This window comes from Cupriavidus sp. GW823-FHT07A04 (genome assembly GCF_058794615.1).
Genome location: NZ_JBXAHA010000012.1, coordinates 252,038 through 268,107, shown reverse-complemented (window position 1 = coordinate 268,107; position 16,070 = coordinate 252,038). Strand labels below are relative to the sequence as shown.

The following is a 16,070-nucleotide window of genomic DNA, read 5'->3' as shown; positions in this document are numbered from 1 at the left end:
CCCTTATTGGCAAGCCTGCACCTGCACCGGCTCTGCCGGCTGGCCCGCGTGCACGAATTGCGTAACAAGCGCGCCCAGCCTTGCGATGCCCTCCTCGATCTTCTCCGGCGGCACTGTGACAAAGGCGAGCCGCAGCGTATTGCTGCGCGGCGTGATGGCATAGAACGGCGCGCCGGGAACGAATGCCACGTTCCTGGCGACCGCTGCCTCGAGCAAGGCCATGGCGTCGATGTCTTCCGGCAGTTCGACCCAGATGAACATCCCCCCCTCAGGCCGGCTCCACCGTACCCCTGCTGGCATGTGCCGCGTCAGCGCATCCAGCATAGCCGCGCAGTGCTTGCCGTAAAGATCGCAAATCGATGTGATATGGCTGTCGAGCATGCCGGTCCTGAGGACTTCATAGGCCACGCGCTGGGTGAAGCTGGGCGTGTGCAGGTCCGAAGCCTGCTTTGCCTGCACCAGCTTCGCGTGGATCACCGGCGGTGCCAGCATGTAGCCCAGTCGCAGGCCAGGCGCCAGGATCTTGGAGAACGACCCCATGTAGATCACGCCTTCCGGGTTCAACGAATGCAGAGACGGTAGTGGCGAACCGCTGTAGCGTAACTCGCCATAAGGATTGTCTTCGACCAGCAGAACGCCCAGCGCCTTGGCACGCGTCACCAACGCCTCGCGGCGATCCAGTGGCAGCCGGCGCCCCGTCGGATTCTGGAAGTTCGGGATCGTGTACAGGAACCTGGCGCCGCCCGCTAGACTTTCAGTCAGTGCCTCCGGCTGCAGGCCCTGCTCGTCAGTCGGGACCTCGGTATAGCTCGGCTCGGAAAGCGAGAACGCCTGCAATGCGCCGAGGTAGGTCGGCGCCTCCACCAGGACTTTGCTGCCGGGGTCGATGAAGACCTTGGCCAACAGGTCCAATGCCTGCTGTGAGCCCGTGGTGATCAGCACATTGGCCGAGTCCACGCCGTGCTTATTTGCGACCCACTGGCGCAGCGGCTGCAAACCCTCGGTTGGTGCGTACTGCAGCGACGCTGTGGGTGAGTCAGCGAACAAGCGCTCGCTGGCGGCCTGCAGCGCTGCCACGGGGAAAGTCTGGGCGGACGGAAGACCGCCTGCGAACGAGATGATTTCGGGCTTCTCCGTGAGTTTCAGGACTTCACGGATCACCGAACTGGTCAGTGCCTGCGCCCGGCGCGAGAATTGGATGTGGTTGCTTTGCATGTCGATGGTCTACTGTGGATGCTCTACCCTTTTGCGTGCCCGCCCTGCTCAGGCGGCGTTGACGTTGCTGCGCGGCGGCCTGCCGCTGTCGCTACCAGCGCCGCCTACCTGCCCTCCCAGCACCGCCAGCGCTGCGGCACGCCGTGCGGCATGGGCTGCCATGGCCTGCGCCTTCACCGGGCCGAAGCCGCGAATGTCCATCGGCAGCGCCGCAAACTCGACTGTCTGCTCGAGCGTCTCCGGCGTGAGCCGCCAGCAAACCTTGCGGATGTCGTGGAAATATTCCGCGACGAGGCCTCGCTCCGCACGCCGCTCGGCGGTGTAGCCGAAGACATCCAGCGGCGTTCCGCGCAAGCTCCGCATGGCGGATACCGCCTTGAGCACTGGGAAGACCCATGGGCCGAACTTGCGCTTGCGGGGCCGTCCGGTCTTCGGATCGGTACGGGACAGCAGCGGCGGCGCCAGCCAGATCGATACCTTGTCCGCCTGCGAAAACTGTTGGTGCAACGATTCCCGAAATGGCGGTGCTGTATACAGGCGGGCCACCTCGTATTCGTCCTTGTAGGCCATCAGCTTGTAGGCACTGCGAGCCACAGCCTCGGCCAGCACTTCGCTGCCTGGCTTGGCCTGATTCTCGGCCGCCCTTACTAGAGCAATCAGGTCAAGATACTTCTTTGCATAATCGCTTCCCTGGTATGCGACGAGTTGCCGTCGATGCAGATCGAGCAGCGCGTCCAGCGAGGCCGCCTCCGGCGACGCCCCCATCGAGGGCTGCGCGATGCCATCCAGCGCCTCTGGCCTCGCAGCGGCAATGCGCCCCCAGTTGAATGCCGACTTGTTCATCTCGACGGCCGCGCCATTGCGCTCGATCGCCTGTTCGATCGCTGTGTGGCTCAACGGGACCAGCCCCTTCTGCCACGCATAGCCAAGCATCAGCGTATGCGTGGGCAAGGTATCCCCAAAAATGCGCTGCGCCAGCTCGCCAGCATCGATGGCATGGAATGATTCGCTCTTGCACCGGCTGCGGACCCGGTCATGCATCAACCTGACCGGCAACGCGGCATCGCGGTCGCGGATCACGTCCGGCGTGGGCGTCTCCGCGAGGTTGAGGACGGCGGCAGTGCGTACCGGCGCCAGCCGAGTCAGCGAGTCGACTGCGGCAGACACCACCAGGTCGGCCCCCAGCAACAGGTCGGCCTTCCCTTCGCCGATGCGCGAGGCCGGAATCTGGAAGTCGGCCATGGCAATGCGCACCTGGCTGACTACGGCGCCGTTCTTCTGCGCCATGCCAGTGAAATCGAGCACCGTAGCCGCCAGGTCATCAACGCTGGCCGCCGCGCCCAGCAAGGCGCCCATCGTCAGCACACCGGTGCCGCCGATGCCGGTGATGTAGATGTTGAACGGCTCCTCCAGCGTCGGCAGTGCCGGCGTTGGCAGTGTTCCCACGAGCTCGGCCTCCTGGCTAGCCAGCTTGCGCTTGTCCGGCTTGCGCAGCGCCACGCCCTCGACTTCGACGAAGCTGGGGCAGAAGCCCTTGACGCAGGAGAAGTCCTTGTTGCAGGCGCTCTGGTTGATGGTGCGCTTGCGCCCGAGCGCAGTCTCGAGCGGCTCGATGGAGATGCAGTTCGACTGCACCGAGCAGTCGCCACACCCTTCGCAAACCTGCTGATGGATGAATAGGCGGCGATCCGGGTCCGGAATCTCCTTCCGCTTGCGGCGCCTGCGCTTCTCCGCTGCACAGGTCTGCTCGTAGACGATCGCCGTAACGCCCGTGATGCTCCTGAGTTCGCGCTGCACCGCGTCAAGCTGGTCGCGATGGAAGACCTCCACGCTCGGCGCCAGCGCCTTCTCGCCCTGCCATCGCGCGGGATCATCGGTCACCAGGGCGATTCGTCCCACGCCTTCCGCGTGCAGTTGCCGCGTGATGCGGGCGGGATCGTTCACGCCCTCGGCGGGCTGCCCGCCGGTCATCGCAACCGCGTCGTTGTAGAGGATCTTGTAGGTGATGTTGGTCTTCGCCGCCACGGCGGCACGGATGGCAAGCAGGCCAGAGTGCTGGTAGGTGCCGTCGCCGAGGTTCTGGAACACGTGCGCGGTCTTGGAGAACGGGGCCGCGCCGATCCACTGCGCGCCTTCACCGCCCATGTGGCTCATCACCTTGGTCTTCAGTTCCGGCTGGGAAATCGCCATAACGTGGCAACCGATCCCGCCGCTGCTGATCGAACCAACCGGCGTGCGCGTCGACGTGTTGTGCGGACAGCCGGAGCAAAAATAAGGCCGGCGAATGGGGATGACCGCAGCTGCGGGCTTCTTTGCGGCGGCGTCGAGCACGGCGAGGCGCTCCTGCAACCAGGGCGCGTCGATGCCGTTTGCCAGTATGCGTCGCACCAGCACACCAGCTACGCGGTGTGCACTCAGCTCCGATATCTCGGGCAGCAACGCACCACCATCGGCGTCAGTCTTGCCAGTCACGAGGGGGCGCCGCGAAGCAGGCTGGTGGAACAGCGCCTGCTTGAGCTGGACCTCGACGTTGGCGCGCTTCTCCTCCACCACGAGCACTTCCTGATGCCCCGCCGCGAAGGCACACGCGCCATCGGTTTCGAGCGGCCAGCTCATCGCCACCTTGTAGACCGAGATACCCATGGCGCGGAGGTCCGCATCGCTCAGGCCAAGATCGCGGCACGCCTGCATCAGATCCTGGTGCGCCTTGCCAACAGTGACGATCCCAAGCCGCCTGTCGGGTGCCTCGACCACCACGCGGTCAAGTCGGTTGGCCCTTGCCCACGCCCGTGCAGCGGGCAGACGTTCTTCGATGAGGCGCCGCTCTAGTTCTGCCCGCTGAGCCGGCCAGGCCACGCCCGGATCCCAGTTAAGCCCGTGGGCGGGCACGGCGAAGTCCGCCGGTTCGACGAAGGTCGGCCATCCGCCGAGATCAACAGTGGCGGCGGTCTCAACCACCTCTGCGATGGTCTTCAGAGACACCCATAGCCCGGTGTATCGCGACATCGCGATCCCGGCCAGGCCAAGCTCGATGACTTCACGCACATTGCCCGGCTGCAAGACGGGAATCGATGCCGAATGGAAGATGCCATCGGTCTGGTGGGGAAAGGTGGAAGACTGCGCTGCGTGATCGTCGCCGGAAACAGCAAGCACGCCGCCCAGTTTCGACGTACCGAGCATGTTGGCGCAACGGAACACGTCACCCGTCCGGTCTACGCCCGGCCCTTTGCCGTACCAGATGCCGAAGACGCCGTCAGCTGTGGTTTCGCCGAAGGCCTTGTGCATTTGCGCACCCCATAGCGCAGTGGCGGCGAGATCCTCGTTGAGGCCGGGCTGGAACACCACATCATGGGCAGCGAGTTGCTTTGACGCCTTCCAAAGTTGCTGATCGTATGCGCCTAATGGCGACCCGCGATAGCCGGACACCAGCCCGGCGGTATGCAGGCCACGCACACGGTCGAGCTCACGCTGTATCATCGGCAGACGAACCAGTGCTTGTATGCCGGTCAGGAATGTTCGCTGCTCGGCTGCAGCCGAACCCGATGCACTGAGCAACCTCGCTTGAGTAACCACGCGGACCTCCGGGGGAATTTCGTCTTGATAATGGATGAGTTAGTTTAGATTCCAGCACCGATCGATCTGCACTAAAGTGAATTACTTTTCGGCTATTTTGTAGTATGTTTGAACTATCGTAATGGTCACGAATAGATCAAATGAACTATGTTCACAATCTCGATAAAACCGACCTGCAAATCCTGCGAGAGCTAGCGCGCGACGGTCGGCTGAGCTGGCGTGAATTGTCGGAACGGATCGGACTGTCACTGACGCCGACCCTCAAGCGCGTCCATAGGCTTGAAGAGCAGGGATATATCCGCGGCTATGTGGCGCAGCTCGACGAAAGTAAGCTGGTCGGTGAACTCAACGTATTTGTGGCAGTGACGCTCGAGAACCAGTCAGAAACCGCGATCGCCCGCTTCGAGAAGGAGATTGTTGTCGCCCCAGAGGTCATGAGCTGTTTTACGATGACCGGCGACGCCGACTTCATTCTGCGAGTGGTGGTGCCCGATATGGGCACGTACCAGAATTTCCTGACCAAGACGCTGACACGCATCCGGGGCGTTGAGCACATTCGATCCAGCTTTGCGCTCAAGACCGTCCTGAACCGTACGTCTCCATTGCTGTAGCGCGGGCTGATAGCCAGCGTGATGCTGGCGCATTGGGGGATCAGCCGAAGCTGACCCAGGAGGCAATCGGCTTATCTTCAGCCAGCGCCACGCATCACGTCTCCGCAATCTGCTCTACCACTCGGTGGCGCTGTCCTTCTGAACGACACAGTGTCGTTTCTGACGACACACATGTCTTTCAGACGATTACCGGCTCTCCCTTTATCCGTAGCGGAACACAAGCGTTGGTGTCTGGCATGACGCTTGCTGAAGTCGCTCGCGCGGTCAAACTGGCTGCGCCATCTGACCTTTCAAGACCCGAGCTTTGTCAAACCCACCTCCAGGGATGAAATCCGCCTAGTGCGCGGTCATATCTTGGTGTGGGCGTGAATTCTTTTGAATGGAGGATTCTCCTTTGTCCCCAGCCCTTTTTACCTGGGGCGTAAAGACAGCGTGACTCCCCTCCCCCCCCCCGGAGAGGGGCCCTGAAGAGGGAAACGGTGTTCGCAAGGCGTGTCACAGGCGCTCGACAACTTCGCCCCCCGGCTTGTGGCAGCGGCATCCCGCCACGCTTAAAAGCAGGATTGTGGAAGTCTGCTTGATCCGCTGCATTGGAATTTCGCTCTTGACGTTCTGGACGGCTTTCAACCGGGCAAGATGGGGCATCTGAAACTGCCGGTACGCATCCAGATCCTGGCTCACGACGCGCAAGAGAAAGTCGCAGTCGCCCGCCATCAGGTGACACTCCGTCACCTCGGGCATGTCCTTGATGGCCGCCACCAACCTTCACCGGGTTCACTACCGCAACGTAGCGCTCGATGTCCCCTGCCTCCTCCAGCAGCCTGACGCGCCGCAAACAGGGCGACGGAGATAGTCCCACCCGCTTGGCCAGATCCACGTTCTGCAAACAGCGCCCCACTGTCTTCCGCGCGCACATGTGCGGACAGCCCTGCCTTCCATGCGTACATGCCGACACCACAGCGGCGGCTTCTGAACGTGCCTGATCGACCTGGGGAGGGCGCATCCCCGGCTGGCATGCATAGTGCTCAGCCAATCGCTCGACCCGACGGACGGTGCGGAAAGCGATGCCTTCGCTCCGATCCTCGGACCGTCATGCATACGACTTGGAGACATAGGCATGGAATACGTCCGCCTCGGCACGACCGGCTTGAAGGTTTCGCGCATCTGCCTCGGCATGTTGACATTCGGGACCCCTGAGTGGCGTCCCTGGGTCATGGATGAAGATGCATCCCGACCCCTGGTCAAACGCGCCGTTGACCTTGGCATCAATTTCTTCGACACCGGCGACACGTATTCGGCCGGCATGTCGGAAGTCCTGACTGGCAAATTCCTGCAGGAGATGTTTCCGGGCAGCCGGCGCGAAGAAGCCGTGGTCGCTACCAAGGTCTACGAGCCAGTGGATATTGCCTACGAGGGCGTCAGGCTGGCCTCGTTCGTGCGCAGGCCGAACATGGACGGCTTGAGCCGAAAGCGCATTTTCCATGCGGTCGATGCTTCGTTGCAGCGCCTGGGTACCGACTACATCGACCTGTACCAGATCCACCGTTACGACACGCAGACGCCGATTGAGGAGACGATGGAGGCCCTGCATGATGTGGTCAAGGCCGGCAAGGTCCGCTATCTCGGCGCCAGCAGCATGTGGGCGTGGCAGTTTGCGAAGGCCCAGCAGGTGGCGAAGGAAAATGGGTGGAGCCGGTTCGTCAGCATGCAGAACCACTACAACCTGCTGTACCGGGAGGAAGAGCGCGAGATGAATCCCTTGTGCAAGGACTCCGGGGTAGCGCTGCTGCCATGGAGCCCGCTCGCCCGCGGCTTCCTCGCGGGCAACCGCAAGCGTGAGGGGTTCGGCGACACCGAGCGTGCAAAGACCGATCATCTGGCCAAGAAATTCTACTTCCGGGAATCGGATTTCAATGTCGTCGACAACCTCACCCGCATGGCCTACCAGAAGAGCATCAGCAATGCGGAACTGGCCTACGCCTGGCTACTGCACAAGGGAGTGACGGCTCCGGTCATCGGCATCAGCAAGGCGGCCCAACTGGACCAGGCGGTGGCCGCGCTGGAAGCGAGGCTCACACCTGATGACGTCCGTCAGCTCGAGGAAGGGTATGAACCGCATCCGGTGCTGGGGCACGTTTAGGATCCCTCACTGACAGCTGACGTCACCGAGACCGGCCGGCTTTATGCCGGCCATTTTTTTATCCTTCATTTCGATAGCGCGGCCCGCGCGCCGGGCCCGGTGTCCTTGCGACAGGCATGCACGTGGACACAATTGCCATCCCGACAACACTCCGACACCTGAACGTACGCCCGTTTCCCCTCAGTTACGTCGTTCTCGGACATGGCATCGATGTTGCGAGGCATTACCCCGGCGAAAGGATATCCGGCGAGTTTCCTACGCCCTAACTACTCAACATCCATCCAACAATGGAGGAGACATGACGACGTCGCTTCAGTCCATTCCAGGGGCAATCAGTCCCGATGCGGTTGATGAAAGCATCGAAGAGCAGCAGCGCATCGTATCGAAGGTCATCCGCAAGATCATGCCGCTGGCATTGATCGGGATCTTCGTGTCCTATGTCGACCGGACCAACCTGTCCGTTGCCGGGCCCGACATGCAAGCCGCGCTTGGCCTGACGCCGGCAATGTTCGGCCTGGCATCGGGGCTATTCTTTATCGGTTACGTGCTGTTCGAGATCCCATCGAACATTGCGCTGCAGCGTTATGGCGCCAAGCTTTGGATCGCGCGGATCATGGTGACATGGGGCCTGATCTGCATGGGCACATCCCTGGTCACCGGCGCCACGTCGCTCTATATCTTCCGGCTATTGCTGGGCATCGGCGAAGCCGGCTTCTACCCCGGTATTCTCTTCTATCTCAGCCTGTTCGTACCGATCCGGTATCTGACCAGGGCGTTTGCGATCTTCCAGATCGGCATTCCCATTTCACTGGCGCTCGGCAGTGCCCTTACTGCCGCCCTGCTGACTATGGACGGGATCCTTGGCGTTGCCGGCTGGCAGTGGGTCCTGATCATCGAGGGTGGCATGGCCGTGGTAGTGGGCTTCATCACCTTTTTGGCCATGGCCAGTTCGCCCGAGAAAGCGCGCTGGCTGACCGCCCGCGAGAAGGACACGCTCATCGCGGCAATCCGCAGCGACCGGAAGAATGGGGCCGAGGACAGTCACGGCCTGAGTGCTATCGCCTCGGTCATGAAGACCCGCGCGGCGTGGTACTACTGCTTCCAGTACACGTCCATGCTGATCGGCTTCTACGCCGTCACCTACTGGCTGCCTCAAATCATCAAGCTCCGATTCTCGGTCACGGCGGTCCAGGCCGGTCTGCTCTCGGCGGTGCCATGGGTGTTCTGCGCCATCGCGCTCATCACGCTGTCGCTGGTTCCGCCGCGGGAGAAGAACCGGGCCAGCGTGCTAAGCGCCATCCTGATGATGGCGGCGATCGGGCTGACCATGTCGGCATTCGCCCAGAACGCCATCCTCGCCTTCGCCGGGCTATGTATGGCTGCCTGCATGCAGGCAGCGGTGCCCCTGTTCTACAGCTTCCCGTCACAGCACTTTGCCGGCGCACGGGGGGCCGTTGCCCTGGCGCTAGTGAACTCGGTCGGAAATATCGGCGGCTTCATTGGCCCCTACATCCTCGGCGTGTTCCGCCAGACCTTCCACACGGACACGGTTGGCCTGGTGTTCCTGGCAGGAACATTCGTGATCGCCGCGTGCATGGCATTGGGGCTGCCCCGGCAACTCAGGTCGGCACAGGCGCAAGCCGGAGCACGCGCATGAGCGGGATCCTGGCCATCTGGAATGACTGCATCCCGTCACGTTCGTCAGCCTACGAATCCTGGTATCAGGACGAACACCTGCCTGAACGGCTTGGCATCGCCGGATTCGTGAAGGGGCGCCGGTTCGAGGCCATCTGCGCTTCGCGGCAGTTCCTCACGACCTACGAGGTGGTCCATCCCGAAGTGCTGAAGTCGCTGGCATATCGCGAACGGCTCGCCCATCCCACCGCGCGCACCGTCGCCATGATGCGGGAGGGCTTTGCCAACATGTCCCGCACGGTCTGCGAACGGCGCGATCTCCGCGGAGCGAGCCGCGGCAGCGTTGCGCTGACCGTTGCGCTGGGTACAGCCGATGCCTACACGCGGCTGCGCGACACCGCGGGCATGCTGGAAGCGGACGCGGCGCACACGCACTCCGAGATATGGATCTCGGCCGAGCCCGACACAAGCGAGATTTCGGCTGAAGAAGCGCTGCGCGGCGGTGACGTGAAGATCAACGCCTGCCTGGTGCTGGAATACCTGCGGCCAGATGTGGCGAATCGCGTGGCGAATGCGCTGCGCCGGCAGCTCCCAGACGCCGACATTGGTACCTATCGCCTGCTGTGCTCACTTAACAAAGAGGACTTGTGATGCGGATTCTGCTGATCCAGGGCTCCAACATGGAGTATCTCGGCTTTCGCCAGCCGGAGATCTATGGCACCACCACTGCAGCCGAACTGGACGACCTCCTGCGCGCCGACGCCGCGGAGCTCGGCATGCAACTCGACATCCTCTACACCAATGTCGAAGGGGAAGCCATCAGTGCGATCTATCGCGCCGCACGCGAGCAGGTAGACGGTCTTGTCATGAATCCTGCGGGCTTTCTCTATGCGGGTCATGCCTTACGCGATTGCCTGAAGGCGGTGCCGCTACCGTGCATCGAAGTGCATATGAGCAATATCGACGCCCGGGGCATGCACTCTGTCACCGCTTCCGAGAGCGCCGGCATGGTGACGGGCCTTGGCGTCGACTCCTACCGGCTTGCGTTGGTTGCCATCCAGAAAGTCATCCACAAGAGGAACAAACATGCCTGAAGCAAAAGCAAGGACTGCGCTGGTTACCGGAGCGGCCGTTGGCATTGGCCGTGCCATTGCTGAACGCTTCGAGCGCGACGGCTGGATCGTTTACCGCTTTGACCGCATGCTGCAGGATGGCGCGCGGGCGGTGCGCGGCGATGTCCGCTCCGAAGCGGACTGGCAAAGCCTGGCGGAGCGTATCGATAGCGAAGCCGGGCAACTCGACGTGCTGGTGAACAACGCCGGCATCCTGCGCGAGGCGCCGTTGGAAGACACCAGCCTGGCGACCTGGGACGAAGTCATCGGCGTCAACCTGACCGGCACCTTCCTTGGTTGCCGGACCATGCTGGCGCTGCTGAAGCGCGGCGACTCGCCGTGCATCCTCAATGTGGCCTCCATTGACGCGCTGCGCGGCAGCCTGCGTCACAGTGCCTATGCCGCCAGCAAGGGCGGCGTGGATTCCCTGACCCGCGCCCTGGCACTGGAACTGGCCAAGGATGGCATTCGCGTCAACGCGATCTGCCCCGGCACCGTCGATACCCCGATGTTCCGCAGCATTCATGGCAACACCGCCGATCGGGCACAGGAGCGGCTGGCGTTGCATCCCCTGAACCGGATTTCGACCGCGGAAGACCAGGCCGCGGCGGCTGCCTTCCTGTGCAGCGCGGAAGCCGCCTTCATCACCGGCGCGTCCCTGAGCGTCGACGGTGGCCGGGCCATTCGATAACCAAAAAAGGACACCATGACACAACCAAGGAAGACAGCACTGATCGCCGGCGCCACCGGCGTGGTAGGACGAAACCTGCTGCGATTGCTTGCCGCCGACCCGGCATGGGACGTGATCGCCGTGTCGCGACGCGAGCCGGATATCGCCGGCGAATACCGCCATATCCCGGCTGATCTGCTCGACGCCGCCGATGCGAGGGACAAGCTCGGCGGCTTGACGGAGGTCACGCATATCTTCTTTTCGGCCTACCTCGAGAAGGCCGGCTGGGCCGAAATGGTGGCGCCGAACATGGCATTGCTCGCGAACCTGATGGATGCCATCGAGCCGGTTGCGGAGCAACTGCAGCACGTCAACCTAATGCACGGCACCAAATGGTACGGTAACCATCTCGGGCCGTTCAAGACGCCCGCGAAGGAAACAGACCCGGGTCACATGCCGCCTAATTTCTACTATGACCAACAGGCGTTCATCGCGCAGCGCCAGAAAGGCAAGGCTTGGACATGGTCTGCCGCACGCCCCCACGGCATCTGCGGCTTTGCCATCGGCAACCCGATGAATCTCGTGATGGTGCTGGCCGTGTACGCCACCATCTCCAAGGCACTGGGGCTGCCGTTGCGCCACCCGGGCTCGGAGGGCAACGCGCGCGCGCTGTACAACGTGACCGACAGTGGGTTGCTGGCACGCGCCTGCTTGTGGATGGCGACCGATCCGGCAGCCGCCAACGAGCCGTTCAACGTTACGAATGGCGACATCTTCCGCTGGCGCAACTTGTGGCCCGCCATCGCGCGGTACTTCGACATGGAGACTGCTCCGGCCCAGAAAATCGATCTGGTGCAGATGATGGCCGACAAGGGGCCGCTGTGGGAACAGCTGGTCAGGGAGCATAATCTCCGGCCGATCCCGTACGAGCAACTGGTGGGCTGGAAGTACGGAAACTTCGTCTTCACCCCCGAGTTCGACGTCATCTCGTCCACGACCAAGGCCCGCCAGCACGGCTTTAGCGAGGTCATAGACTCGGAGGGCATGTTCCTGCGCCAGTTCGACGAACTGCGCGCGAACCGGATCATTCCCTAGGACCAGCTGCGGGTTGCGCCGCCGGCTCGCGCCTCTGGTTAGCGCGGTGCCGGCTCCTCACCTCTGGCTTCCTCGAGCATGCTCAGGCGCTTGTAGAGATATGAGCGCGAGATCCCGAGTTCTTCGGCGACACGCTTCTTGTTACCGCCGGTACGCCGCATCGCTTCTACAATCAGTTCCGATTCCAGCCGTTCCTTCGCTTCACGGATGTCGGGCTGTCGAGGCTTCCCCGCGCCGGCTACCGGGGCGCCGCTCTGGCGCCACGCCAGCGCCTGCTCCGCGCCTTCCATGCTGCCGAAGTCGGCGACCGACAACACCGGGCCGTCGCAGAAGATTGCCGCGCGCTCGATTGCATGCTGCAATTGCCGAATATTGCCCGGCCAGGCGCGCGACTGGAGAAAGCGGATCGCGGATTCGGCAATCGACTTCTTCGGCGCGCCGTGCCGGAGCGCAAAGCCCTCCAGAAAGGTTTCGGCCAGTTCCGGGATGTCCTCAAGGCGGTCGCGCAATGCCGGCAGCCGCAGCGTCACCGCGCTGATGCGATAGAACAGGTCCAGCCGGAAGCTCGAGTTGGCGATCATCGCCTTGAAGTCCCGATTGCTCGCCGATATCAGGCGGAAATCCGAATGCCGGGCGCGATCGCCCCCGACACGCTCGAACTGCCCATCCTGCAGCACACGCAGCAGCTTGACCTGCATATCGATCGGCATGTCGCCGATTTCGTCGAGAAACAGCGTGCCGGTATCGGCTGCCTCGAACTTGCCCTTGCGGCCTTTGCGGTCCGCGCCGGTGAAGGCCCCCGGCTCATAGCCAAACAGTTCGCTCTCGACCAGGTTGGGCGGCATTGCCGCCGAGTTCACAAGCACCAATGGCTTGTCGCTGCGTGGGCTCAGCATATGGATCGCGTGCGCCACCATTTCCTTGCCGGTCCCGCTCTCGCCCGCCAGCAGCACCGGTACATCCAATGGCGCCACGCGCAGAATGTTCTCTTTCAGCCGCCGCACGGCATCGCTGCTACCCACGATCTGATCCAGGCCATAGCTTCGGTTGCGAATGCCGGACAATTCCCTGCGATAGAAATCGAGTTCCTGCTTGACCTTGGCAAGCTCCACGGTGAGTTCGCGAATCGCCTCCGGTCCCTTGAACATCACCTGCCCGATGGCCGCGACGACGCGCTTGTTCCGGTCGAAGATCGGCAGGCGCGACACCACGCGCGTCACGCCATGCATCTCCTGCAGTTGGGCCACCTGCCCCTTGCCGGTCGCCACCACCTCCTGCAGCTTCGTGTTCTCGATCACCGATGTCACGTGCCGACCGATCGCCTCGCCATGCTTGAGGCCGAAGAACTTCTCGTGCACCGGGCTCATGTACGTGATGCGTGCCGAGGTATCGACCACCACCATGGCCTTGTAGGGATCGGTAATGAAATGCCTGAGGATGTCCGGTGCTGCCTCCACGCTCGCCAGGAATTCGCTCAGTTCGTCGCCCTCCTGCACGGCGAAGATCAGGAAGCACACCGAGTCGCGCGTCGGGATGGCCGCGACCGTCAGCGGGCGCTCCAGGTCGGCCATGGCCGACATCCGTTTGAGCGGCACGCGGTCGCGGTTCTGCCAGAGCCGGCCCAGCGACCTAGCAACCAGCGAATCCCTGCCGAGTCCGCTGGCGAATGTTGTGTTGCCCTCGGCATCGATTACGAGGACTCCCTCTGATTCACGTTTCATGTCTCCACCACGCTTGGTCTGTTATATGGCACGTTGTGTCTTCGGCGACTACACAATTGCCTTCTCGATGATAGGCAAGAACACTGCGAAGACAGTTTCATTCTAAGCAGTTTATCCCGGGCTCGTCGGCCCTCCGATCCGCTGCAAGGCCGCGAAGGCAGGCAGCGCCTATGTCTCCAGACAATCACCCGTTCCACAGCAAATTTCGCGCCATGCGTTGGCACATCCTTTGCAGTATGTCGGTCACTTGCGTAGATCCGACCCGAAATGGACACCCTGAAGACACTTCCGTTCCAGACACCCGGCGCAGGCCTTTCCTGCCTGCGCGGTATTCGCGTGCTTGACTTCACCACCTCGGTGGCGGGCCCCTACGGCACGCTTTTGCTTGCCGATCTTGGCGCAGAGGTGCTCAAGGTGGAAAAACGCCATGGCGGCGACGACACGCGCAGCTGGGGGCCGCCGTTCCTGGACGGTGAGTCGCTATGGTTCCTGAGCATGAACCGCAACAAGCAGAGCATGACCATCGACCTCACACGCCCGGAGGGCCAGCGGGTGGCGCATGAACTGGTGCGCAACGCCGACGTCGTCGTCCTCAACACCGCGCAGCGTGTGCAGGAAAAGCTCGGCCTCGACTATGCGACGCTCAAGGCCATCAACGGCAGGCTGATCCATGTCTCCGTGACCGGGTTCGGGCTCGAGGGCGATCGCGCCGACCTGCCCTGCTACGACCTGATCGCCGAGGGCTATTCCGGGGTCATGCATCTGACCGGCGAGGCGGATGGCCCGCCTCAGAAGGTTGGCACCCCGGCCGCCGACCTGCTGTCCGGCCAGGATATCGCCATGGCCACCCTGGCCGCGCTGTTCGAACGGGTACGCACGGACGCCGGTAAACAGATCGATGTGTCGATGGTGGCGACCATGGCGCGGTTCATGGCGCCGCGGATCGTGCCCTATCTGGGCTCCGGCGAGGCGCCGAACCGATCGGGTGGGACCGATTCCGTGATCGCCATCTATCAGGTCTTCGATACCGCGGATTTCCCCATGACGCTGGGACTCGGCAACGACGCCATCTGGCAGCGCTTCTGGACGGCGGTCGGGCAGCCGGACTACGCGCGGCAAGCGGGATTCGAGACCAACGCCCGCCGGCGCGAAGCGCGCCAGGCGATCGTGCAGGCCATTGCCGAACTCCTTGCGACGCAACCACGCCAGCACTGGCTGGCGCTGTTTGCCAAGCACCGCATCCCGTCCGGACCCATCAACAGCATCGACCAACTGGCCGACGACATCCCGCTGCGCGAGAGCGGCATGTTCTTCGCTACCCAGGGCGCTGCCGGCCTGGTGCCGCAGGTTGGCCTGGGAATTCGCTTCGACGGTGCCAGTGCCGTGCTCCGCAACCCGCCGCCGGCGCTGGGCGAGGACACGGAGCGCATTCTCAGGGAAGAGCTTTCCATGTCCGCGACGTGCATCGCGGGCCTCATCGACTCAGAAATCGTCTAATCAGGAGACACGATGTCCTATACCGAAATTCTCTACAAGGAAGACGGCCCCATCGGCACGATCACGCTGAACCGTCCCGACGACGGCAACATGTTCACCGAGACCATGTGCCATGAGATCCGTGACTGCATCAACGCGATCCGCCGCGAAACCCGGACCCGCGTCATCGTGATCACCGGCGCGGGCGATAAGTTCTTCTGCACTGGCGGACGCAAGGACGGGATGCAGGACACCACGCTCTACGCCGGCGTGCTGCCGACGCTAGAGATGTACGAGAGCATCGACCGTCTGCAAAAGCCCGTCATCGCCTCGGTGAACGGATTTGCCGTCGGCGGCGGCAACGTGCTGCAGGTGGTGTGCGACCTCACCATTGCCAAGGAGTCGGCCATCTTCCGCCAGGTTGGTCCGATGGTTGGCAGCTTCGATGCCGGCTATGGCACCTGGTATCTGGAAGATCTGGTGGGGAAGAAGCGCGCCAAGGACATCTGGTACCGCAATCCCAAGATCACGGCACGCGAGGCGCTGGAGATCGGCCTGATCAATCGCGTGGTCCCGGATGAGCAGCTGGCCGAGGCCACGCGCGAGTACGCGCTGGAGGTGGCTGAGCGCGGCGCGTTTGCGCTCGCTTCCCTGAAGAGCGCCTTCAACGCGCGCCACGGCGGCGTCAGCGGCCTGTCCCGCATGGCGCATGACCTGCTGCTGCGCGGCTATCTCGATACCAGCGAACACGACGAGCTGGCTGCGGCGTTTGCCGAACGCCGCAAGCCCGATGCTTCCAAATTTGGCCATTGATGCCCGGGT

At 62.8% G+C, this 16,070-nt stretch carries 12 protein-coding genes and 1 pseudogene; 9 read left to right on the top strand and 4 right to left on the bottom strand.

Features of this window, described 5'->3' with window-relative positions:
- Nucleotides 1-3: 3 nt before the first annotated feature.
- Together AC1Q7Q_RS22225 and AC1Q7Q_RS22220 are read right to left on the bottom strand one after the other, a co-directional pair.
- Entirely contained in the window at nucleotides 4-1,215 is a 1,212-nt protein-coding gene (locus tag AC1Q7Q_RS22225) for an aminotransferase-like domain-containing protein (protein ID WP_492371094.1), read from the bottom strand.
- Nucleotides 1,216-1,263: 48 nt separating this feature from the next.
- On the bottom strand, nucleotides 1,264-4,788 hold the full coding sequence (locus AC1Q7Q_RS22220; RefSeq protein ID WP_492371093.1) for an indolepyruvate ferredoxin oxidoreductase family protein: 3,525 nt from the start codon (nucleotides 4,786-4,788) through the stop codon (nucleotides 1,264-1,266).
- A 140-nt stretch (nucleotides 4,789-4,928) separates the two neighbouring features.
- On the opposite strand from AC1Q7Q_RS22220, the gene AC1Q7Q_RS22215 reads away from it, so the two are divergent.
- Nucleotides 4,929-5,399 (top strand): Lrp/AsnC family transcriptional regulator, encoded by a 471-nt coding sequence (locus tag AC1Q7Q_RS22215; protein ID WP_492371092.1) that lies wholly within the window; start codon nucleotides 4,929-4,931, stop codon nucleotides 5,397-5,399.
- 495 nt (nucleotides 5,400-5,894) lie between these two features.
- Here AC1Q7Q_RS22215 and AC1Q7Q_RS22210 read toward each other — a convergent pair.
- Nucleotides 5,895-6,315 (bottom strand): annotated as a pseudogene (locus tag AC1Q7Q_RS22210) (Lrp/AsnC family transcriptional regulator).
- Between the two features lie 201 nt (nucleotides 6,316-6,516).
- On the opposite strand from AC1Q7Q_RS22210, the gene AC1Q7Q_RS22205 reads away from it, so the two are divergent.
- The 6 genes from AC1Q7Q_RS22205 to AC1Q7Q_RS22180 all read left to right on the top strand — a co-directional run bounded on the left by AC1Q7Q_RS22205 (nucleotide 6,517) and on the right by AC1Q7Q_RS22180 (nucleotide 12,051).
- Entirely contained in the window at nucleotides 6,517-7,539 is a 1,023-nt protein-coding gene (locus AC1Q7Q_RS22205) for an aldo/keto reductase (protein WP_492371091.1), read from the top strand.
- A 298-nt stretch (nucleotides 7,540-7,837) separates the two neighbouring features.
- Nucleotides 7,838-9,196: an MFS transporter gene (locus tag AC1Q7Q_RS22200; RefSeq protein ID WP_492371090.1), complete on the top strand. Its 1,359-nt coding sequence runs from the start codon at nucleotides 7,838-7,840 to the stop codon at nucleotides 9,194-9,196.
- The gene (locus AC1Q7Q_RS22195; RefSeq protein WP_492371089.1) at nucleotides 9,193-9,825 is read left to right on the top strand and encodes a hypothetical protein; all 633 of its coding nucleotides are present in this window, start codon (nucleotides 9,193-9,195) and stop codon (nucleotides 9,823-9,825) included. Before AC1Q7Q_RS22200 ends, AC1Q7Q_RS22195 begins: the two co-directional genes overlap by 4 nt.
- A complete protein-coding gene (locus AC1Q7Q_RS22190; protein ID WP_492371088.1) occupies nucleotides 9,825-10,268 on the top strand; it encodes a type II 3-dehydroquinate dehydratase in 444 nt (147 codons plus the stop codon). The genes AC1Q7Q_RS22195 and AC1Q7Q_RS22190 overlap by 1 nt, the downstream gene beginning before the upstream one ends.
- On the top strand, nucleotides 10,261-10,977 hold the full coding sequence (locus AC1Q7Q_RS22185; RefSeq protein ID WP_492371087.1) for an SDR family NAD(P)-dependent oxidoreductase: 717 nt from the start codon (nucleotides 10,261-10,263) through the stop codon (nucleotides 10,975-10,977). The genes AC1Q7Q_RS22190 and AC1Q7Q_RS22185 overlap by 8 nt, the downstream gene beginning before the upstream one ends.
- Nucleotides 10,978-10,992: 15 nt before the next feature.
- Nucleotides 10,993-12,051: an SDR family oxidoreductase gene (locus AC1Q7Q_RS22180; RefSeq protein WP_492371086.1), complete on the top strand. Its 1,059-nt coding sequence runs from the start codon at nucleotides 10,993-10,995 to the stop codon at nucleotides 12,049-12,051.
- Between the two features lie 38 nt (nucleotides 12,052-12,089).
- Here AC1Q7Q_RS22180 and AC1Q7Q_RS22175 read toward each other — a convergent pair whose 3' ends face one another.
- Nucleotides 12,090-13,772 (bottom strand): sigma-54 interaction domain-containing protein, encoded by a 1,683-nt coding sequence (locus AC1Q7Q_RS22175; protein WP_492371085.1) that lies wholly within the window; start codon nucleotides 13,770-13,772, stop codon nucleotides 12,090-12,092.
- Between the two features lie 267 nt (nucleotides 13,773-14,039).
- Here AC1Q7Q_RS22175 and AC1Q7Q_RS22170 point away from each other — a divergent pair, with 267 nt between their 5' ends.
- Both AC1Q7Q_RS22170 and AC1Q7Q_RS22165 read left to right on the top strand, forming a co-directional pair.
- Nucleotides 14,040-15,269, top strand: a complete 1,230-nt coding sequence (locus tag AC1Q7Q_RS22170) for a CaiB/BaiF CoA transferase family protein (RefSeq protein WP_492371084.1) — start codon at nucleotides 14,040-14,042, stop codon at nucleotides 15,267-15,269.
- Between the two features lie 12 nt (nucleotides 15,270-15,281).
- Nucleotides 15,282-16,061, top strand: a complete 780-nt coding sequence (locus AC1Q7Q_RS22165; RefSeq protein ID WP_116293561.1) for an enoyl-CoA hydratase-related protein — start codon at nucleotides 15,282-15,284, stop codon at nucleotides 16,059-16,061.
- Nucleotides 16,062-16,070 lie beyond the last annotated feature (9 nt).